The organism is Caulobacter sp. SSI4214 (assembly GCF_012184455.1).
GTDB classification, from domain to species: domain Bacteria; phylum Pseudomonadota; class Alphaproteobacteria; order Caulobacterales; family Caulobacteraceae; genus Caulobacter; species Caulobacter vibrioides_E.
In genome coordinates, this window is the sequence record NZ_SZWJ01000012.1 from 32,006 (window position 1) to 52,525 (window position 20,520).

A 20,520-nucleotide genomic window follows, 5' to 3' on the forward strand; every position below is an offset into this window, starting at 1 on the left:
GCTGGACGTCGCCCGCGCCAGGCCCGAAGCTGGCGCGGCATGTCCATCGCCGCCGACCCCGAACTGATCGAAGCCCTACGCCAGACCGTGCGGGCGCTGTGTCGCGACTTCCCGCCGGCCTATTGGCGCGGCCTGGATCGCGAAAAGGCCTATCCGTCGGACTTCGTGGCCGCCATGACCCGAGCCGGTCTGCTGGGCGTCCTGATCCCCGAGGCCTATGGCGGCGGCGGCCTGGGCCTGACGGCGGCGGCGGCGATCCTCGAGGAGGTCCACGCCAGCGGCGGCAACGCCGCGGCCCTGCACGCCCAGATGTACACCATGGGCACGGTGCTGCGGCACGGTTCGACGGCGCAGAAGGAAACCTGGCTGCCGAAGATCGCCGATGGCTCGATCCGCCTTCAGGCCTTCGGCGTCACCGAGCCGACGGCCGGCACCGACACCACCTCGATCTCGACCTTCGCCCGACGCGAGGGCGACGCCTATGTCATCAATGGCCAGAAGGTCTGGACCAGCCGCGCCGAGCACTCGGACCTGATGGTCCTTCTGGCCCGCACCACGCCCAAGGACCAGGTCGCGCGCAAGGCCGACGGCCTCTCGGTGTTCCTGGTCGACATGCGCGAGGCCAGGGGCAAGGGCCTCACGATCAAGCCGATCGCCACCATGCTCAACCACGCCACCACCGAGGTGTTCTTCGACAACCTCGTGATCCCCGCCGACAGCCTGATCGGCGAGGAGGGCAAGGGCTTCCGCTACATCCTCGACGGCATGAACGCCGAACGGATCCTGATCGGCGCCGAGTGCCTGGGCGACGCGGCCTGGCTGATCGGCAAGGCGCGAGACTACGCCAACGGCCGCGTCGTGTTCGGCCGCCCGATCGGCCAGAACCAGGGCGTTCAATTCCCGATCGCCCGCGCCTACGCCCAGACCCACGCCGCGCGCCTGACGATCTATGACGCCGCCGCCCGCTATGACGCCGGCCAGCCCTGCGGCGAGCAAGCCAATATCGGCAAGATGCTGGCCTCCGAGGCCTCGTGGGCCGCCGCCGACATGTGCCTGCAGACCCATGGCGGCTTCGGCTTCGCCGAGGAGTACGACATCGAGCGCAAGTTCCGCGAAACGCGCCTCTATCAGGTGGCGCCGATCTCGACGAACCTGATCCTGGCCTATGTCGCCGAGCACGTGCTCGGCCTGCCTCGGTCCTACTGATGGACGGGGTGGGTCGCCAACGGCGGCGAACGGCGGTGCTGGCAGCCGGGGATCTGGCGCGCCTGGGCGCGGTGCTGGACCGGCCCCGCGTTCCGCTGGAGGTTCCGCCCGCCTGGCATTGGGCGTGTCTGGGCGAGCCCACGCGCCAGGCCGATCTGGGGCCCGACGGCCATCCGAGACGCGGTCTCTTCATGCCGCCCATCGCCGCGACGCGCCGGATGTTCGCGTCGGGCGAGATCACCTTTTCCGGCCCGCTGCGCGCGGGTCAGGAGACCGAACTGGTCGAGACGATCGCCAGCGTCGAGGAAAAGGCCGGCGCCAGCGGCCCCCTGACCTTCGTCACCGTGGACCGCGCGCTGAGCCAGTCCGGAGCCGTCCGCCTCAGCGAACGTCAGACGATCGTCTTCACCGACGCCCCGCCGGCGCCTCGGACTCCGGACGAAAGCGAGCCGCCGACCGCCGAGTGGAGCCGCGAGACCGCGACCGACCCCGTGCTGCTGTTCGCCTTCTCGGCCGCGACCTCGAACACCCATCGCATCCACTACGACCGGGCCTACGCCACCGCCGTGGAGGGCTATCCCGACCTCGTGGTCCACGGCCCGCTCATCGCCCTGCTGCTGCTGGAGGCGATGCCCGCGCGGCCCGTCCGGCGGTTCTCCTTCCGGGCGCTGAAACCGACCTATGTCGGCGAGACCGTCTTGGCGCGCGGACGCTGGATCGACGGCGGCGCGGCGCTTTGGGCCGAGGTCGGCGGCGCCGTCGTGATGACGGCGCGGGCGGAATTTTAGAGCGTGACGCCGAAAGTGGGAACCGGTTTTGGCGCGAGTCACGCTCTAAGTATTTGATTTAGAGCCTCTTTATCGCGTCAAAACGATTCCGTTTTGACGCGCGAGGCTCTAGCCTCTACTCCTCCAGGGTCGACGTATCGAACCCGTGGTACAGTGACAGGAACCGGAACGGGTGCCCCGGCACGTACTGGCTGAACATCACATTGTTGATGTCGCTGTTCGTGTCGAACAGACCGATCTTCACGTCCGGCGCGCGCAGCGCCACGTGATGACGCGCCAGGTTCAGAGCGACCTGATCGATCCAGCGCGTCACGGTCTCGCGCGACAGACGTTCGTCCAGATAGGCGCGCAGCCAGTTCAGGAAGGTCGCCGTCGCCGGGGTCGGCCGGGCCAACAACAGGTTGGCGGTGATGCGCGAGCCGGCCTGGGTGTTGGCCTCGTTCTCGTTCAAAACGAGATCGGCGTCGGCCCAGCGCTCCAGAAGGTCGGCGACGCCCCGTTGGAGCAAGAGGTCGATGTCGGACACGAACACCGGTCGCCGCAACAGGTCGAGCAGGCCGCCCAGACGCTGGAACCGCATCGACTGGTAGTGGGCGACCGGAATGTCCATCAGGCCCTTTGGCGGCGCCTCGTAGCACCGCGTGGTCACGGCCGAGGCGTCGAAGTCGTCGCCGGTGAAGACGATGCGCGGATCCGCGATCCGCACCGTCGCGGCGGCCTCGGCCAGCCGGTCGGCGCCGCCGATCACATGGATCACCACCAGGAACGGCGTGTCGCTGAACTTCAGCACCGACAGCGCCAGCCAACGGGCATAAAGCTCGACATAGCGGGCGTCGGCGGCGGCGAAGAACACCACCCGCGCGTCCAGGGCGTCGGCGTGAGCCTTCAGACCCTCGGCGTCCAAGGTCTGGCCGTCGCCGGTCAGGAAGACCGCGGGCGCTTCGGCGGGCGGCGGCGGGGTCGGGGCGGCAAGACCCGCGCCGGTCAGGGCCTCCAGCACGATGCGGTAATGAATCACCCAGCCTTCCCATTCGGGCGCCGGCGGCTCGACCTCCAGAGCCTCGGCTTCGGCCAGCAGAGCCTCGAACAGCGCCAGCCGATCGGGCGACAGAGGCTCGCACAGGATCAGGCTGACGGCGTCGTGGTAGAATTTCAACCGGCCCAGCGCGTGCAGACCCGGATCCGGGTCGCGGGCGGCGGCCACCGTCTGGGCCAGCTCGGCGGCGATCGGCGAAGCCTCGTCCGCCTCGGCCTTCGGCGCCGCGTCGGCGGTCACGCCCTCCAGGAAGCCTCCCAAGAGCGATAGCGCCTCGTCGCGAGGCGGCAAGCCGCCCTCCCCGCCCAGGACCTCGAACCGCAGAGCGCCGCGCCAGCCGACCTGCAGCTCCAAGCGATCGGGACGCTGACGCCATTCCGCCTCGTCCGGATAGGTCAGATGCTCGATCAGCGGCGTCTTGGGAGCCAGGACAAGGGTGTCGCCATGGTGATCCAGAATCCAGCCGTGATGGGCATAGCCGCGATGCGGCCCTTCGATCTTCATCAATTCCAGGAAACGCGAGGGCGCCGTAAGCCAGCCGGCCTCGGCCAGCAGCGGCAAGCGCCGCAACAGGGTCAAGGGCCGCGCCAGCAGCTGCGCCACGTGCGGAACGACGACATAGTCGAAGCGCCCCTCCCGCGCGACATGGTCCAGGATCGCGCGATAGGCGTCCGGATCCGAAAGGTCGCCGGGGAAGTCGGCGCCGGGCCCGCCCAGGACGGCGTCGCGCAGATCCTCGGGCCATCCCGGCGGACCGCCGCCGATCAGCAGGATGCGAAACTCCGGATCGCGGGCCCGGCGTTCATAGAGATGGCCGATCAGCCCCGACAGATCGTGCAGCGACGTCAGGCGTCCGGACTGCTTCGGCCGCGCGGCGCGACGCTTGAACAGCACGTCCATCTGCAGAAGGCCGCCTTCCTGGACGTCCAGCAGCCGGTGGAAGTCGGTGACGTCGACGGGCGCGAAGCCGAGCGCGTCCATCTGCTGGAACACAAGCTCGGCGGGCGCGCCGCCCTCGTTGAAATTGACGACCGAGATCTCCAGCAGGATGTAGTCGGCTTGGCGCAGCACGGTCGCCCCGCCGCGCAAGACGTCCAGTTCGGCGCCCTGGGTGTCGATCTTGACGAAGTCGAAGCGGCGGCCGGCGAACAGGTCGTCCAGCCGGACCTTCGGCACGGTCTTGCGGATCAAAACTTCGTCGCGGAAGTACTCGGTGGTCTCGCGATAGATCGACGCGCCGGTGGACTGGAGCCATTCGTTCGTCAGGTGAAGCTCGGCCTCGCCGTTTTCGTCGGAGGCGGCGACCATATGCCGTTCGTAGGGCGTGCGGGCCAGGGCCTCCTCGCAGAACGGGTTGGGCTCCACCAGGGTCGGCAGGCAGTCCGGGAAGACCTGCAGGAAGTTGCGCGTGAAGCTGCCCAGGTGCGCCCCAACATCCAGCAGCGTGCGCGGAGCGTAGCCGTCGAACCTCAGGGCCTCCAGCCGCGGGCGGTTCACCGGTCGCCGCCTTCCCAGAGGCGGCCGTCGGCGGGCATGGCCTTGATCCGCTGCCGTAGCTCCAGCTCGCGGCGGTACAGGCCGTGCAGGTCGGGCTCCGCCTGACTCTCGCGGTCGTCCCGGTCCAGGCTGACGCCAATGTCCAGATAGGTCGCCAGATTGGCCAGGTTGGGTCGCGGTCGAGCGCCCGCCTGATGCTCGGCGATCATCTCGCCATACAGGTCTTCCAGCTTGTCGGCCAACAGGTCCATGTCGAACAGCACGCAGCTGTCGCGGTTGGCTTGCAGCGTCGCCCGCAGGGCCTTGGCGCGCTGGCGATCGGCGCCGATCTCGACGGCCTTTTCGACATAGGCCCGCGCGCTATCCACCACCAGTTCGGGCAGGCCCGCGCTGCGCACCAGGCTGCCGCAAACCCGCGAGGCGAAGCACCGCCCCGACCAGGTCAGCACTGGCACGGCCATCCAGAGGGCGTCGGACGCCGTCGTGTGGGCGCCGTAGGGCGTGGTGTCCAGGAACAGGTCCGCCAGCGCATAGCGCGCCAGGTGATAGGCGTTCTGAAGCTTCTGGGCGAACACCAGCCGCGTGCGGTCGACGCCCCGCGCCTCGGCCGCGTCGCGCAGGCGCGCGTTGGTCTCGGGATTGCTGTCGAGAAGCCACAACACGCTGCCCGGCGTGCGCTTGAGGATCTCCATCCAGCGATCGAAGACGTGGGGGGTGATCTTCTGCGTGCCGTTGAAGCAGCAGAACACGAAGCCGTCCTCGGGCAGGCCCGCCTCGGCGCGGGTCGGAACGGTCTCGTCGACCTTCCGGCGGCGGTCGTTGGGCTGATAGCAGGGAATGCGCCGCACGGCCTCGGAGTAGTAGAGCTCCATCTCCGGCGGAATGATCCAGGGATCGGCGATGATGTAGTGATGATAATCGCTGCCCATGGTGCCCGGATAGCCCAGCCAATTGACCAGGATCGGCGCGGGACGGCGCGCGAAGACGGCGGTGCGGGCGTCGCGCGTGTGGCCATTGACGTCGACCAGGATGTCGATGCCGTCATCGACGATGCGCTGGACCGCTTCATCATCCGACATCGGACGAATGTCGATGAAGTGCTCGACCGCGGCGCGGATGCGGGTGTTCAGGCCGTCGCTGGACTCGGGCCCGCAATAATAGGCGAAGACCTCGATCTTCTCGCGGTCGTGCACCTCGAACAGCTCGGCCATCAGGTAGCCGACGGCGTGGTCGCGAAGGTCGGAAGAGATGTAGCCGATGCGCGGACGACGGCCCGTCAGGTCGATCGGCGCGTCGCGACGATCCTGACGGACCTGGTCGGGCGTGACCTTGGCCTCGCGCTCGATGAAGGCGTTGGCCGCGCCCAGTTGCAGCAACGGATCGTCGGAATAGGCCGCGACGGACAGCGGATTGACGCCCAGCAGCAGCGCCTTGCGATCGACGCGATCGTTGGGCGCCAGCGCCGGCCATTTGCATTGGGCCAGGCGGTTGGCGACCAGCTGGCCGATGACGTCCATCTGACGCGGATCGAGGTCGGCGGCGCGTTGCAGCGCCAGCTCGGCGCGAGCCGTCTGATGCATGTCGCCCAGCACCCGGGCGATCTGCTTCAGGCAGGTGAAGGCATAGCCGACCGAGACCCCGCTCATCACGCCTGGACGATTGGCTCCGGCCTCCCAGGTGGCGATCGCCATCTCCTGCAGGCCCGCCCGCTCCTGCAAACCGCCCAGATTGATGTAGGCGGGCAGGAAATCGGCGTTCTGGGCGATGGCCGCTTCCAATGAGGCCGCCGCGCCGGCGTTGTCGCCCAGCGCCGACTGCAGAACGGCCCGGTTGAAGTGCGCTACGCAGAGCTGCGGATGCTCGGGATTGAAGCGGATCCAGATCTTATAGGCCTGGTCGGCCAGGGCGGGCTGTCCGAGATCTCCCAAACGAACGGCGATCAAGATCGCGTCGCCGAGCGAGGCGCCGTCGGCGGTCAGTGTACTGAGGAGGTTCAGCGTGTCGACGTCGGCCATAGTCTTCCCGAAACCGATGAGCGGAAAACACGTGATGGGGTGCGAGTCAGCCCCTCGCGATCATGGCATGAGCCGACGATCCCGACCAACGGTCGAGACGGCGCCGCCGTCCGCGCGGCGAGGCGCGGACGGCGATCATCAGGGTCAGATGACCTTCAGGTAGGAGGCGACCTGGGCGTCGCTCAGGCTTTGCACCTGGGTCTGCGTCAGGGCGGCCGCCTGGGTCTTGCTCATCTGCTCGATATTGGTGGTCGAGAGATAGTCCAGCTGAGTGGTCGTCAGGCCAGACAGCTGCGTGGCTTGCAGCTGGCCGATCTGGGTCGTGGTGAAGCTGTTGATCACCGTCGTCGACAGCGCGCCCAACTGGGTCGAGGCCAAGGCCCCGAGCTGCGTATTGGCCAGGTCGGCCACATCGGCGCTGGTCAGGCCCTTCAGCTGCGTCGTCGTCAGGCCCATCACCTGCGTGGTCGACAGCGCAGCGGTCTGAGTGGCGTTCAGCGCCGAGATGCCGCTGGAGGAGATGGCCGCCAGTTGCAGGATGCTCAGCGCCGCGACCTGGGTATTGGCCAGCTGCCCGACATTGGTCGTCGTCAGATTGGCCAGCTGCGTCGTCGCCAGACCCTTCACCTGGGTCGTGCTCAGCGAGCCGACCTGGGTGTTGTTCAGCGCCGTATAGGCCGTGGCCGTCAGGGCGCCGATCTGGGTCGAGCTGAGAGCGTTCAGCTGCGTCGTCGACAGCTGTTGAGCCTGGGTGGAGGCCAGGGTCGAGATCTGCGAGGTGGTCAGCGCGCCGATCTGGGTGTTGCCCAGCTCGCCGATATCCGTCGTCGTCAGACCCTTCAGCTGATCGGTGGTCAGGCTCTTGACCTGGGTGGTCGACAGGGCCGCCGTCTGCGTGGCGGTCAGGGCCGAGACGTTCGTCGCCGAGAGCGCCGTCAGCTGGCTGGTGGTCAGGGCGGCGACCTGGGTGTCGGCGAATTCGCCGATATCCGTGGTCGTCAGGCCCTTCAGTTGATCGCCGGTCAGCCCCTGGATTTGAGTCGCGTTCAGCGCCGCGACCTGGGTGCGGCTCAGCGCCGAGAAGCTGGACGGCGCCAGCGCGCCGATCTGGGCCGCCGAAAGCGCCGCGACCTGGGTGTCGGCCAGTTCGCCGACATCCGTGGTCGTCAGCCCCTTCAGCTGGGTCGTCGTCAGGCCCTTCAGCTGGGTCGAGCTCAGCGCCGCCATCTGGGTGGCGTTGAGGTTCGAGAAGCCCGTCGGCGTCAGCGCCCCCAGTTGGGTGGATGTCAGCGCCCCGACTTGGGTGTTCGCGAGGTTGCCGATGTTGGCCGTCGTCAGGGCGCCGATCTGGGCCGTGGTCAGGCCCTTGATCTGGGTCGAGTTCAGCGCGCCGATCTGGGTCGCGTTCAGCTGGGTGATGTTGCCGGTGGCGATCGCGCCGATCTGCGTGGCCGAGAGGCCGCCGATCTGCGTGGTCGACAGTTCCTGCACCTGGGTCGAGGCCAGGGCGCCGATCTGGGCCGCCGCGAGGGCCCCGATCTGCGTCGCCGAGAACTCGTCGATGTCAGTGACCGACAGGCCCTTCAACTGCGTCGCGCTCAGCGCCTGCACCTGGGTGTTGCTCAGCGCCGCGACCTGGGTGTTGGCCAGGGCCGAGATATTGGTCGCCGACAGGCTCTTCAGCTGATCGGCGGTCAGGGCCGCGATCTGCGTGGTCGAGAACTCGCCGATATCGGTCGTGGTCAGGCTTTGCAGCTGGGTGCTGGCGATGCCCTTGACCTGGGTCGCCGACAGCGCCGCGACCTGCGTCTGGCTCAGCGCGGAGAAGGCGGTCGGCGACAGCGCGCCCAACTGGGTCGAAGCCAGCGCCGCTACCTGGGTGTCGGCCAATTCGCCGACATCAGTGGTGGTCAGCCCCCTAAGCTGGGTCGCCGTCAGCCCCTTGATTTGGGTCGAGCTTAGCGCCGCGACCTGGGTCCGGTTCAGGGCCGAGAAAGCCGTCGGCGACAGGGCGCCGATCTGGGTCGAGCTCAGCGCGCCGACCTGGGTGTTCGCCAGTTCGCCGACATCCGTGGTCGTCAAGCCGCCCAGTTGCTGGGTCGTGAGACCTTGCACCTGTGTGGTGGTGAGCACGCCGACCTGGGTCGCGTTCAGAGCCGAGAAGTTCGTGGCCGAGAGCGCGCCGAGCTGGGTCGAGCTCAGTGCGGTGATCTGGGTGGTCGACAGCTGCTGCACATTGGCCTGGCTCAGCGCCGAGACCTGAGACGCGGCGAGCGCCGCCACCTGGGTGGCCGCCAGTTCGCCGATGTCGGTCGTGGTCAACCCTTGCAATTGGCTCGTCGTCAGACCAGCGATCTGGGTCGTGGACAGAGCCGCGGTCTGGGTGCTGCTCAGCGCCGAGATGTTGGTCGCCGACAGGCTCTTCAGTTGGTCGTTCGTCAAAGCCGCGACCTGGGTCGTCGAGAACTCACCGATGTCGGTGGTCGTCAGCCCCTTGAGCTGATCCGCCGACAGGCCCTTGATCTGGGTCGCGCTAAGCGCGCCAACCCGGGTGGTGTCGAGCGCGGAGAACGCCGTCGGCGTCAACGAACCGATCTGGCCGGCCGTCAGGGCCGAGACCTGGGTCGTCGACAACTCGCCAACGTCGGTGGTCGTCAATCCCTTCAGCTGCGTGGTCGTCAGCCCCTTGATCTGGGTGTCGGCCAAGGCCGCGACCTGGGTCTGGTTCAGAGCCGAGAACGCGGTGGCCGACAAGGCGCCGATCTGGGTGGAGGCCAGCGCCGCGATCTGGGTGTTGGCGAAATTGCCGACATTCGTCGTCGTCAGGGCGCCCAGCTGCGAGGTCGTCAGACCCTTGACCTGGGTCGTGGAGAGGGCCCCGATCTGCGTCGCGCTCAGCCCGGTCACATTACCGGTCGTCAGAGCGGCAATCTGAGTGGCCGACAGACCGCCGATCTGGGTGGTCGACAGCTCCTGGACTTGGGTTGAAGCCAAAGCGGTGATCTGGGCCGCCGAGAGCGCGCCGACCTGGGTCGCGGACAGTTCATCGATGTCGCTGACCGACAAGCCCTTCAACTGAGTCGTGCTCAGCGCCTGCACTTGAGTGCTGTTGAGCGCGGCGACCTGGGTGTTGACCAGGGCCGAAATGTTCGTGGCCGAGAGGCTCTTCAACTGGTCGGCTGTCAGGGCCGAGACCTGGGTCGTCGAGAACTCGCCGATGTCGGTGGTCGTCAGACCCTGAAGCTGGCTCGCCGTGAGGCCCTTGATTTGCGTCGCCGAAAGCGCGGCGACCTGGGTCTGGCTCAGGGCCGAGAAGGCGGTCGGCGACAGCGCGCCGACTTGAGTCGAGGCCAGGGCGGCCACCTGGGTGGCGGCCAGTTCGCCGACGTCGGTAGTCGTCAGCCCCTTCAGCTGGGTCGCGGTCAGGCCCTGGATCTGGGTCGAGGACAGCGCCGCGACCTGGGTCTGGCTCAGGGCCGAGACGCCGGTGGCGCTCAGAGCGCCGATCTGGGTCGGCGACAGCGCCCCGACCTGGGTGTTCGCCAGCTCGCCGATATCCGTGGTGGTCAGCCCCTTGAGCTGATCGGCGGTCAGGCCCTGGATCTGGGTCGTGCTCAGCGAGCCGACCTGGGTAGCGTTCCAGGCCGAGAACTTGGTCGCGCCGATGGCGCCGATCACCGTCGAGCTGAGGCCCGAAATCTGTGTGGTGGTCAGGTTCTGGACGTTCAGCGCGGCGACCTGCGTCGCCGCCATGGCCGCGATCTGGGTATTGGACAGGTCGCCGATATCCGTCGTCGTCAGACCCGCGATCTGGGTCGTGGTCAGGCCCTTGATCACGGTCGAGGACAGCGCCGCCGTCTGGGTCGCGTCCAGAGCCGAGACGTTGGTGGCCGAGAGGCTCTTGATCTGGTCCGCCGTCAGCGCGCCGATCTGGGTGTCGACCAGTTCGCCGATGTCGGTGGTCGTCAGACCCTTCAGCTGGTCGGCGGTCAGGCCCTTGATCTGCGTGGTGTTCAGCGCGCTGACCTGGGTCTGGGTCAGCGCCGAGACCGCCGTGGCCGTCAGGGCGCCGATCTGGTTCGCCGTCAGGCCGCCGACCTGGGTCTTGGACAGCTCGCCGATGTCGGCCGCCGACAGGCCCTTCAGCTGGGTGGTCGTCAGGGCCTTGATCTGGGTGTCGGTGAGCGCCGTGACCTGCGTCTGGTTCAGGGCCGAGACATTGGTCGCCGACAGCGCGCCGATCTGAGTGCCCGTCAGCGCCGCGACCTGGGTGTCGGCGAGCTTGCTGATATTGGTCGTCGTCAGCGCCCCGAGCTGAGCGCTGGTCAGGCCCTTGAGCTGGGTGGACGACAGCGCCCCGATCTGGGTCGCGTTCAGCAACGAGATATTGCCGGTGGCGATCGCGCCGATCTGGGTGGCCGACAGACCGCCGATCTGGGTGGTCGACAGCTCCTGCACCTGGGTCGAGGCCAGGGCGGTGATCTGAGCCGCCGAGAGCGCGCCGATCTGGGTGGCCGAGAGTTCGTCGATGTCGGTGGTCGACAGCCCCTTCAGCTGGGTCGTCGACAGCGCCTGCACCTGGGTGGTCGACAGAGCCGCGACCTGGGTCTGGCTCAGGGCCGAGACGTTGGTCGCCGACAGACTCTTCAGCTGGTCGGCGGTCAGGGCGGCGACCTGGGTGTCGGCCAGCTCGCCGACATCCGTCGTCGTCAGACCCTTCAGCTGGTCAGCCGAAATGCCCTTGATCTGGGTGGTCGACAGCGCGGCGACCTGCGTTTGGCTCAGCGCCGAGAAGTTGGTGGCGCCCAGGGCGCCGATCTGCGTCGCGCCCAGCGCCGCCACCTGGGTGCCGGCCAGTTCGCCCACGTCCGTCGTGGTCAGCCCCTTCAGCTGGGTGGCCGTCAGCCCCTTGATCTGGGTCGCGTTCAGCGCCGCCACCTGGGTCTGGGTCAGCGCCGAGAAGGCGGTCGACGACAGCGCGCCGATCTGGGTCGCGCTGAGGGCCGCGACCTGGGTGGTGGCCAGTTCGCCGACGTCAGCCGCCGAAAGCGCGCCCAACTGCTGGGTCGTCAGCCCCGAGATCTGGGTGCTGTTCAGCGCGGCGACCTGGGTGCTGTTCAGGGCCGAGACCGCCGTCCCCGACAGCGCGCCAAGCTGGGTGGAGCTCAGGGCGCTGATCTGGGTGGTCGACAGCTTCTGCACGTTGGTCACGGACAGCGCCGCGATCTGCGAGGTCGCCAAGGCGGCGACCTGGGTATCGGCCAATTCGCCGATGTCGGTGGTCGACAGACCCTTCAGCTGGTCGACGGTCAGACCCTTGATCTGGGTGGTCGACAAAGCGGCCGTCTGGGTGGCGCTCAGCGCGGAGATATTGGTGGCCGACAGGCTCTTGATCTGGTCGGCCGTCAGGGCGGCGACCTGGGTGTCGGCCAGCTCGCCGATGTCGGTGGTCGACAGGCCCTTCAGCTGGTCGGCGGTCAAGCCCTTGATCTGGGTGGCGTTGAGCGCCGCGACCTGGGTGCGGCTCAAGGCCGAAACATTGGTCGCCGACAGGGCGCCGAGCTGCGAGGCGGTCAGGGCGGCGACCTGGGTATCGGCCAGCTCGCCGACGTCGGTGGTCGACAGGCCCTTCAGCTGGGTCGCGGTCAGGCCCTTGATCTGGGTGGCGTTCAGGGCCGAGATCTGGGTCTGGCTCAGGGCGGAGACGTTGGTCGCCGACAGGGCCGCCAGCTGCGAGGCGCTCAGAGCCGCCACCTGGGTATCGGCCAGGTTGCCGATGTTGGTCGTGGTCAGCGCCCCCAACTGGGCCGTCGTCAGACCCTTGATCTGGGTGGTCGTCAGGGCGCCGACCTGGGTGGCGTTGAGCAGCGAGATGTTGCCGGTCGCGATCGCGCCGATCTGGGTCGAGGACAGCCCGCCGATCTGCGTCGTCGAGAATTCCTGCACCTGGGTCGAGGCCAGAGCGCCGACCTGGGCCGCGGACAGGGCGCCGACCTGAGTGGCCGACAGCTCGTCGATGTCGGTGGTCGTCAGGCCCTTCAGCTGGGTCGCCGTCAAGGCGCCGACCTGCGTGCTCGAGAGGGCCGCGACTTGGGTCCGGCTCAGGGCCGAAACATTGGTCGCCGACAGGTTCTTGACCTGATCGGCGGTCAGGGCGGCGACCTGCGTATCGGCCAGCTCGCCGATGTCGGTGGTGGTCAGACCCTTCAGCTGGTCGGCGGTCAGCGCCTTGACCTGGGTCGAAGACAGGGCCGCGACCTGGGTCCGGCTCAGGGCCGAGACGCCGGTGGCGGTCAGGCCGGCCACCTGGCTCGCGCTCAGGGCGGCCACCTGGGTGTCGGCCAGTTCACCGATATCCGTCGTCGACAGAGCCTTCAGCTGGGTCGAGGTCACGCCGCGGATCTGGGTGGCGTTCAGCGCCGAGACCTGCGTCTGGCTCAAGGCCGAGAAGGCGGTCGGCGACAGCGCGCCGATCTGGGTGGACGACAGGGTCGCGATCTGGGTGTCGGCCAGCTCGCCGATGTCGGTGCTGGTCAGAGCGCCCAGCTGAGCGTTCGTCAGGCCTTGAATCTGGGTCGTGCTCAGCGCGCCGACCTGCGTGGCGTTCAACGCCGAGAAATTGGTCGCGCCGAGGGCGGCGATCTGGGTGGAGCTGAGGACCGACAGCTGGGTCGTGGCCAGCTGCTGGGTCTGGGTGGCGTTCAGCGCGCTGATCTGCGAAGTGGCGAGCGCGCCGACCTGGGTGTTGGCCAGCTCACCGATGTCGGTGGTGGTCAAGCCCTTCAGCTGATCCGGCGTGAGACCCTTGATCTGGGTGGTGGAGAGCGCGGCGACCTGCGTCTTGCTCAAGGCCGAGATGTTCGACGACGACAGCGCGCCCAGCTGCGCGGCGGACAAGGCGCCGACCTGCGTGGCCGACAGCTCGCCGATATCGGTGGTGGTCAGCCCCTTCAGCTGGGTTACGTTCAGGTTCGTGACCTGGGTCGTGCTCAGCGACGCGACCTGCGTGCTGCTCAAGGCCGAAACGCTGGCGGCGCTGAGCGCGGCGAAGCTGGCGGCGGCCAGGGCGGCCACCTGGGTGTTGGCCAGCTCACCGATATCGGTGGTGGTGAGGCCCTTGGCCTGGGTCGCGGTGATGCCCTGGACCTGGGTCGTGCTCAGCGACCCGATCTGCGTGGCGTCGAGACCGGAGAGGTTGGTGGCCGACAGGGCGCTCAGCTGGGTCGAGCTCAGAGCCGAGATATGCGAGGTGTCCATCGACGCCAGTTGGGTCGAGGTCAGGGCGGAAACCTGCTGGGTCGAAAGCTGGGTCAGCTGAGTGACGTCAAAGCTGACCGACGTCGCGAACTTCGGGATCTGGGTGGCGGTGAGCGCCTTGACCTGGGTGGTCGAAAGCGCGGCGACCTGGGTGCTGGCCAGCGCGCCAATGCCGGTCGCGCTGATCGCGGCGATCTGAGTGCCGTTGAGCGACTGGATTTCGGTCGTCGACAACCCCTGGATCGCGGTGACCGACAGGGCGCCAATCTGGGCGGCGGAAAGGCTCGAGATCGACATTCATCCATCCTTGCTGGGCGGACGCGATCCGGAGCGCGCCCAAAGCCAACGCGGAGACGCCCCCCAACGCAAGCGCCCCATTCAGCCACACCACGGCCTCAATTTCGTAACCTTATTTCCTTTCCAACACCTTTCAACGGGACATGCGGACGCAGCGTCAGGTGGAGCGGAAAGACTCGGTCCGAGCCCTTGCCGGCGGGCTCTGGAATTGCAGAAAGCCAAAAGAAGTCAAAGGTTAAGTCGAGCGAAGACCACGCCCTGCCTTGACGCCGCTTCGCCTCTGCTCGTCTTATCAAGCCATTAACAACCCGAGACGAAACGTCGCGGCGCGCCACTTTGGCGGGTTTATAGCCGCGCCCTGATTCGGATATCAGGTCGGCGGCGCCAGTAGTTCGAAGCTCAGCGGAAGACCGTCCACGGATGAGTTGGCGACGTAGACCTCAAACATCCCAGGCTCGGCGATCCAGTAATTGTTATCGCCGACAAACATCAGGTTTTGTCGCGCCAGATCGAACCGCACTTCCCGCTCGGCGCCCGGCGCCAGCGACACGCGCTGGAAGCCCTTAAGCTCGCGCACCGGCCGCGTGCGGCTGGCCACGCGGTCGCGGATATAAAGCTGGACGACGTGGTCGCCGTGGACCTGGCCGGTGTTCTTGACCTTGACCGTGACGCGCAGCGTGTCGTTCCAGCCCAGGCTTTGCGTGGAGAGCTTGGCGTCGCTGAGCGCGAAGCTCGCATAACCGAGGCCGAAGCCGAACGGATAGAGCGCCTCGTTGCGGATCGAGCGCCAGCGCGACTTGTACTCCTGGGCGTTGGGATCGGCGGGCGCCGGTCTCCCGGTGGTGCGGCCATTGTAGAAGAACGGCTCCTGGCCGCTGTCGAGCGGAAAGCTGACCGGCAGTCGGCCCGAGGGGTTCACCGCGCCGAAGACGACGTCGGCCACGGCGTTGCCCATCTCGCTGCCCAGGAACCACGTCGCCAGAATGGCCGGCGCGTCGCGGACCACGCCTTCGAGCTGGATGGCGCGGCCATGGCGCAGCAGGATCACCAGCGGCTTGCCGGCAGCGGCGACCGCCTCGGCCAAACGCATCTGGACCGGCGGAATGCGAATATCGGTGCGGGACTTGGCCTCGCCCGTCATGTCCTGGCTCTCGCCGATGGCCAGGAGCACGATGTCCGCGCTCTGGGCCGCGGCCACCGCGCGTTCGAAGCCGCCGGCGATCGTGGTCTCGACCTCGCAGCCGCGCTCGACGACCAGACCGTTCGGATCGGCCATCTGGGCGCGGAGGCCGCTGGCCAGGTCGACGTTCAGGCGGCGGTCCGCGAAGAACCCTCCCCAGGCTCCCAGCACGTTGTCGCGGTCGTCGGCGAACGGACCGATCAACGCCAGCCGCTTGCCGGCCTTGGGCAAGGGCAGCAGATTCTGGTCGTTCTTCAGCAGCACGATCGATCTCGCGCCGGCCTCTCTGCTCAACGCGCGCAGGGCCGGCGTGGCGGTATGGGTGCGCTCGGCGTTGGGATCCAGCGAGCGGTACGGATTGTCGAACAGGCCGATCGCTTCCTTGAGCGACAGCACGCGGCGCACCGCCGCGTCGACGATCTCGACCGGCACGGCGCCCGACGCGACCAGCTCGGGCAGGTAGCGGATGTAGAGCCCGCTCTGCATGCTGATGTCGACGCCGGCCAGGATCGCCAGGCGCGCGGCGTCGCGATCGTCGGCGGCGACCCCGTGGGCGACCAGTTCCTGGTCGGCCGTGTAGTCGGAGATCACCACGCCCTTGAAGCCCCACTCCCCGCGCAGCATGTCGGTGATCAGGCGCTTGTTGGCCGTCGAGGGCACGCCATTGATGTCGTTGAAGGCGGTCATCACTGTCTGGGCGCCGGCGGCGAACGCGGCCTGGAACGGCGGCAGGTGCACCTCCCGCAGCGTGGCCTCGGACAGTTCGACCGAATTGTACTCCAGACCCGCCGTCACCGCGCCGTAGGCCGCGAAGTGCTTGGGCGTGGCCAACATGCTGTCGTCGGCCTTGAGGTCCTTGCCCTGGAAGCCGCGCACCCGGGCGGCGGCCAGGATCTCGCCCAGGAACACGTCCTCGCCGGAGCCCTCGGCCACCCTGCCCCAGCGTTCGTCGCGCGCGACGTCGACCATCGGCGCGAAGGTCCAGTGCAGGCCCGAAGCCGACGCCTCTACAGCGGCGGCGCGCGCGGTGCGCTCGGCGAGATGCGGATCGAAGCTGGCCGCCTCCGCCAGCGGGATCGGGTAGACCGTGCGGAAGCCGTGGATCACGTCGGCGGCGAACAGCAGCGGGATCTTCAGGCGCGAGCCCTCGACCGCGGCCTTCTGAGTGTCCAGCGCCGCCTGGGCCCCGACGCCGTTCATCAGCACGCCGATCCGCCCGGCCTTGATCTCGGCGGTCAGCGTCTGGGCGTTGCGGATGTTGACCAGCGGGTTCATGTCGCCGATCGGCGGCCGGATCATATCGGCGAAGCACGACAGCTGGCCGGCCTTCTCCTCGATGGTCATCTGAGCCAACAGGGCCTCGACGCGACCGGAGGCGCGGCCGGCGGGCTCGCGCGCCCAGGCCGGACCGGTGACCGCCAGGCCCGCGACCGCTGCGGCGCCCGACAGGAAGCCGCGCCGGCTCGGCCCGGCCGGGCCGCCGTTGGTCGTGTTCAAAGCCATCGAGAATCCCCCGGACGCTTACGAGGCCGGCAAACTCGCCGCTAAAGCGCCCGGAAGCAACCGCGCTCGCCCATTCGGCGGCGGCGCCAAGTTCGGCTCAAAGACTGGGCAGCCAGAGACCGACCACGGCCAGCACCCCTCCCGCCGCCGTGGCCAGGGCCGCCACCGCCATCACCCCCGCCATCGCCAGCGCGGCCCAGGGCCCGCCTCGCTCGCGCGCCAGCAGGTAAAGCTCCAGCACCGCCAGCGGCAGCAGAACGTGCGCGAAGGCCAGAAAGATATCGAAGGGCCCATCGAACGCCTTGGTGTGACCGACCGGCCCGCCGTGCGCGGTGAACCACAGCATCATGCCCAACCGATAGAAGAACACGCCCAGCATCAGCACGAAGGTTCGCAGCGCCCAGCGTCGGTGCGCTTCGAACCGCCGCGCCATCGCCAGCCGCAGGGCCTGGGTCGCGCAGGCCGTCAGCAGCGCCGCGTTCAGCGTATTGCCGATCGCCATGTAGACGCCGGCCACCGCCCCGCGCGTGAAGGCAATGAACACCCCCGATCCCGCGATCGCATAGGCCACCGCGACGAACACTCGGCCGTTCCATCGGTGGAAGCCGGGCGCGCGCGTCCGGATATCGGGGATCATCTGCAGGGCGGCCATGAAGGTCACGAACGTCGCCATCAGCAGATGGACGCCCAGCGCCAGGTTTCCCGAGACGTCGCCAGGCGTGTAGCCGTGCCCCTTGGGAAGCATCACGTTCCAGCGGTCCCAACGCCCCGTGACCGCGCCCACGCCGTAGAGGCCGACGATATACATTCCGAACGCCCAAAGCCCGGCCATCAGAGCGGCGAACCAGGCCACGGTCGTGGTTCTCAGCGCCTTGGCGGCGATCTTCTCCATGCTCATTCTCGCTCATTCCCGTCGTTCTACCCTCTCGCTTTAGAGATCGAGCAGGAAGCGAGCCATGACGCCTGGCGACACGAACTTGACCTCCGCGATCACCCTGATACCGCTCGACCATGGTCAGCGCGGAGATTCAGGCGACGGTTTCGGGCGGGTTCTTCGGGGCCCTGCTGGAATTCGCCGTCTCGCTGGGCGCGGATCGCGAGACGCTCTTGGCGCGCGCCCAGGTGACGTCCGACGATCTGGCGGATCCGGACGCCCGTATCCCGTTGTCCGCCTACAAGGCGCTCTATCGCGCCGGCGAAGCGCTGACCGGGGAGCCGGCCCTCGCTCTGAAATTTCCAGAGGCCACGCGCTTCGAGCACATCTCGATCGTTGGCCTGATCTGTCAGTCGGCCGACACCATGGGCGGGGCGTTGAAGCAGCTAAACCGCTTCTCGCGGCTGGTGGTCGAGGTCGATGGGGTTTCGGACGGTCCGCGCTTCCAACTGATTTCAAAGGACGGCGAACTCTGGCTCGAGGATCGTTGCGCCAACGCCGACGACTTTCCCCAGTTGGTCGAGGCGGCGCTTGGCCGGTTTGTCTGCGAGATGGCCCGCCACTATCCCGATTTCGCGTTCGTCCGCGCGGTGTGCCTGACTCGTGAACGGCCCGCCCACGCGGCCGAGTACGAACGGATCCTGCGCGCGCCGGTCACATTCGGCGCGGCCTGGAACGCCTTGCGGATCGAACCGACCTGGCTGAGCCTGCGGATCCACCGGCCCAATCCCTACGCCTTTGGCCTGTTCAACAGCCGCGCCGATCAGCTGCTGAAGAGCTTGATCGCGTCCAAGACCAGCCGAGGCCAGGTCGAGGCCCTGCTGATCCCCCTGCTCCACACGGGCGAGTTGGCCATGGCCGATATCGCCGCGAGAATGGGCCTGTCGCGTCAGACCCTCTATCGCCGCCTCAAGCGCGAAGGCGTCAGCTTCGACCAGGTGTTGGACGCTCTCCGCCACCGGATGGCGCTCGATTACCTGGAACAGCTGTCGGTCAACGAGACCGCCTATCTGGTCGGCTTCTCCGAGGCCAGCGCCTTTTCCCGGGCGTTCCGGCGCTGGACGGGCGCCAGTCCTCGCGCCCGAAAGGCTTCCTAGAGCGTGATAGCCGAAAGTGTAAGCGGTTTCGGCGGTTATCACGCTCTAAATGTTTGATTTATAGCCTTATTTTTCCGTTCGAATGATTCCATTCGAGCGGATAAGGCTCTAGGCGCAAGCTAGGGGCAAGAAGCGCGAATAGGAAACGCGCTTCTTGCTCCAGGTTCTTGTTTTCGCACGGCCTTGGCGAAAAGCCGGCGCGCGATGCTCCAAAGATTCAATGCACGGTCGGCGCGGCGTCGAGACCGTCGATGGCCTTGGCGGGCTCGCGCGCCGACCAGCCGAAGGCGGCGATGACCAGATAGCAGACGGCCGGAACGAACATCGCCAGGCCCAGGCTGCCGATGTGGTCGGCGGTGAAGCCCGTCACCGGCGGGATCACCGCTCCGCCGACGATGGCCATGCAAAGCAGGCCGGACGCGGCCGGGGTCTTCTTGCCCATGCCGTCGATGCCCAGGGTGAAGATGGTCGGGAACATGATCGAATTGAACAGGCCCACCGCCAGCAGGGCGTAGCCGGCCGTCACGCCCGAGGTCAGGGCCGAGGTGGTGATCAGGGCCACGGCGACCAGGGCGCAGCAGGTCAGCACCTTGCCGGGTGAGACGCGGGCCAGCACCACGGAGCCCAGCAGACGGCCGACCATGGCCCCGCCCCAGTACCAGGACAGCATCTTGCCGGCGGCCGACAGCGACAGGCCCAGCGTGCTGGGCTGCGCCAGATAGCTGGTCATGAAGGTGCCGATCGACACCTCGGCGCCCACATAGACGAAGATGCACAGCACCGCGAAGGCCAGGCGCTTGTACTTCAAAAGGGCCAGCATCTCGCCCAGGCCGGCGGCGGCCTCGGCCTGCGGGGCCTTGTCGTTCTTGCGCAGGACCCAGAACAGCAGCGCCAGGACCAGCAGTCCGGAAGCGATGATCATGTAAGGCGTCTGGACGGCGTGGGCCTGGGTGTGGCGCAGCGCTTCCAGCTGGGCCGGCGACAGCACGGCCGCGTCCGGCGCTTTCTCGATGTGCTTGAGGATCAGGGCCGAGCCGACGAACGGCGCCAGATAGGTGCCAAACGAGTTGAGGAACTGAGCGAACGTCAGGCGGCTGGAGGCCGTCTCGCTCTTGCCCAGCAGGGCCACCAGGGGATTGGCCGCGACTTGCAGCAGGGTGATGCCGGAGGCCAGGATGAACAGCGCCCCGAGGAAGCCATAGTACACGCCGGTATTGGCGGCCGGCGCGAACAGCAGACAGCCGACCATCATCACGACCAGCCCGACGACGACGGCGCGCAGATAGCCCAGGCGGCTGAGCACCCAGCTCGACGGCAGCGACATCAGGAAGTAGGCGCCGAAGAAGCAGGTCTGGGTCAGGGCCGTCTGGAAGTTGTTCAGCTTGAACAGCGACTTCAGCGCCGGGGCCACCAGATCGACCAGACAGGTCGAAAAGCCCCAGGCGAAGAACAGAAGGATGACAAACGGCAGCAGCACGCCGCCTGACTTGCCCGCGCCATTTTGACCTGTCTCGCCCGAAGGCGCGACCGCGCCGCCCATGCCCGCCATCGCCCGACGTCTCCCTAGTGCATCGTTACCGAGTCCGTCTTAGCGCGGACGCGGCCATTCATCGGATGCGTGACAACGTTGTCAACAGAATCTTGCTTTGGAGCCGCCCCGGAAACGCCGCTGGAGGAACCGATCGTTCTTCCGTCCGCTTGTTCCAGCGA

9 protein-coding genes are annotated in these 20,520 nt (G+C 67.6%); 3 read left to right on the plus strand and 6 right to left on the minus strand.

What is annotated here, in order from left to right; translation table 11 throughout:
• Positions 1-39: 39 nt before the first annotated feature.
• The gene (locus FCU40_RS05620) at positions 40-1,206 is read left to right on the plus strand and encodes an acyl-CoA dehydrogenase family protein (RefSeq protein WP_168073497.1); all 1,167 of its coding nucleotides are present in this window, start codon (positions 40-42) and stop codon (positions 1,204-1,206) included.
• A gap of 35 nt (positions 1,207-1,241) precedes the next feature.
• Positions 1,242-1,994, plus strand: coding sequence for a MaoC family dehydratase N-terminal domain-containing protein (locus FCU40_RS05625; RefSeq protein ID WP_241693549.1), 753 nt, complete (start codon positions 1,242-1,244; stop codon positions 1,992-1,994).
• A gap of 115 nt (positions 1,995-2,109) precedes the next feature.
• On the opposite strand, the gene FCU40_RS05630 is transcribed toward FCU40_RS05625, so the two are convergent.
• The 5 genes from FCU40_RS05630 to FCU40_RS05650 form a co-directional block, all read right to left on the minus strand.
• Positions 2,110-4,545 carry an FkbM family methyltransferase gene (locus FCU40_RS05630; protein ID WP_168073577.1) on the minus strand — a complete coding sequence of 812 codons (2,436 nt, stop codon included), beginning with the start codon at positions 4,543-4,545 and terminating at the stop codon, positions 2,110-2,112.
• Positions 4,524-6,542 (minus strand): N-acetylglucosamine transferase, encoded by a 2,019-nt coding sequence (locus tag FCU40_RS05635; protein ID WP_168073508.1) that lies wholly within the window; start codon positions 6,540-6,542, stop codon positions 4,524-4,526. The genes FCU40_RS05630 and FCU40_RS05635 overlap by 22 nt, the downstream gene beginning before the upstream one ends.
• Positions 6,543-6,686: 144 nt before the next feature.
• The gene (locus FCU40_RS05640) at positions 6,687-14,096 is read right to left on the minus strand and encodes an ice nucleation protein (RefSeq protein ID WP_168073511.1); all 7,410 of its coding nucleotides are present in this window, start codon (positions 14,094-14,096) and stop codon (positions 6,687-6,689) included.
• A 370-nt stretch (positions 14,097-14,466) separates the two neighbouring features.
• Entirely contained in the window at positions 14,467-16,779 is a 2,313-nt protein-coding gene (locus tag FCU40_RS05645; protein WP_168073519.1) for a glycoside hydrolase family 3 N-terminal domain-containing protein, read from the minus strand.
• Between the two features lie 97 nt (positions 16,780-16,876).
• Positions 16,877-17,677, minus strand: coding sequence for a DUF2306 domain-containing protein (locus FCU40_RS05650; RefSeq protein ID WP_168073521.1), 801 nt, complete (start codon positions 17,675-17,677; stop codon positions 16,877-16,879).
• 113 nt (positions 17,678-17,790) lie between these two features.
• Between FCU40_RS05650 and FCU40_RS05655 the strand changes: the two genes are divergently transcribed.
• A complete protein-coding gene (locus tag FCU40_RS05655) occupies positions 17,791-18,810 on the plus strand; it encodes an AraC family transcriptional regulator (protein WP_168073523.1) in 1,020 nt (339 codons plus the stop codon).
• 217 nt (positions 18,811-19,027) lie between these two features.
• Here FCU40_RS05655 and FCU40_RS05660 read toward each other — a convergent pair whose 3' ends face one another.
• Positions 19,028-20,359, minus strand: a complete 1,332-nt coding sequence (locus FCU40_RS05660) for a sugar MFS transporter (RefSeq protein ID WP_168073525.1) — start codon at positions 20,357-20,359, stop codon at positions 19,028-19,030.
• Positions 20,360-20,520: the final 161 nt, after the last annotated feature.

Excerpts from the sequence above, each read along its gene's own strand:
- FCU40_RS05620 (WP_168073497.1), top strand. The coding sequence starts at position 40 with ATGTCCATCGCCGCCGACCCCGAACTGATCGAAGCCCTACGCCAGACC.
- FCU40_RS05635 (WP_168073508.1), bottom strand. The coding sequence starts at position 6,542 with ATGGCCGACGTCGACACGCTGAACCTCCTCAGTACACTGACCGCCGAC.
- FCU40_RS05640 (WP_168073511.1), bottom strand. The coding sequence starts at position 14,096 with ATGTCGATCTCGAGCCTTTCCGCCGCCCAGATTGGCGCCCTGTCGGTC.
- FCU40_RS05645 (WP_168073519.1), bottom strand. The coding sequence starts at position 16,779 with ATGGCTTTGAACACGACCAACGGCGGCCCGGCCGGGCCGAGCCGGCGC.
- FCU40_RS05650 (WP_168073521.1), bottom strand. The coding sequence starts at position 17,677 with ATGAGCATGGAGAAGATCGCCGCCAAGGCGCTGAGAACCACGACCGTG.
- FCU40_RS05655 (WP_168073523.1), top strand. The coding sequence starts at position 17,791 with ATGGTCAGCGCGGAGATTCAGGCGACGGTTTCGGGCGGGTTCTTCGGG.
- FCU40_RS05660 (WP_168073525.1), bottom strand. The coding sequence starts at position 20,359 with ATGGCGGGCATGGGCGGCGCGGTCGCGCCTTCGGGCGAGACAGGTCAA.